Here is a 650-nt window from a genome sequence, read left to right as displayed (position 1 = left end):
CTCCCCGGCATCGACGAAGTCGTTGCCGTCGCCGGCCGAGATCGTGTCGTTGCCGCCCGCTCCGATCAGGACATCGTCGCCGCCCTGGCCGATCAGGTTGTCCGCCCCAGCCGCCCCGAGCAACACGTCCGCATCGGGCGTACCGACCAAAACCAGTCCGGCGTCCGGCTGCGTTGTCTGGCCGGTTCCGCCACCATTGCCGGTCTCGGTGCCGGTGCCGCAACTCCCGCCGCCGCCGTTCCCGGTCTCATTGCCGGTGCCGCCACCGCCGTTCTCGGTCTCGTTGCCGGAACCGCTGCCGCCGCCATTCTCCGTCTCGCTGCCGGAGCTGTTGCCGCCGCCGTTCTCGGTCTCATTGCCCGAGCCGCTGCCGCTCCCGTTTCCGGAACCACCACCATTACTGCCGCCCCCGCCAGTCGATCCGCCGGCGGCAGCTGGTCCGGTCACGTGCATTTCATCCTGGGCACGCATGCCAACCAGATGGTCGGAGCCGCCGCCCGTATTGAGCACGACGTGGTGGGCCGATTCGAGAGCCGTCACGTCGACCGTGTCGTCACCTGTGCCGGAGTTCACCGTGATGGTGTTGAAGCGCAGATCCGAGGGGGTCAGGTTGCCGACCACGAGGACGCTGTCATTGCCGCCACCGGTAT

The 650-nt window shown here is 68.5% G+C and carries 1 protein-coding gene; it reads right to left on the bottom strand.

Annotated features, from left to right (window positions below; genetic code table 11):
- Window positions 1-650: calcium-binding protein (locus AC1DIO_RS35395; protein WP_476854955.1), on the bottom strand; the 650-nt coding region annotated here is incomplete at both ends.

The sequence above is a fragment of the Allobosea sp. 05T439 genome, assembly GCF_056396005.1.
This window is presented reverse-complemented; position numbering and strand designations above follow the sequence as displayed.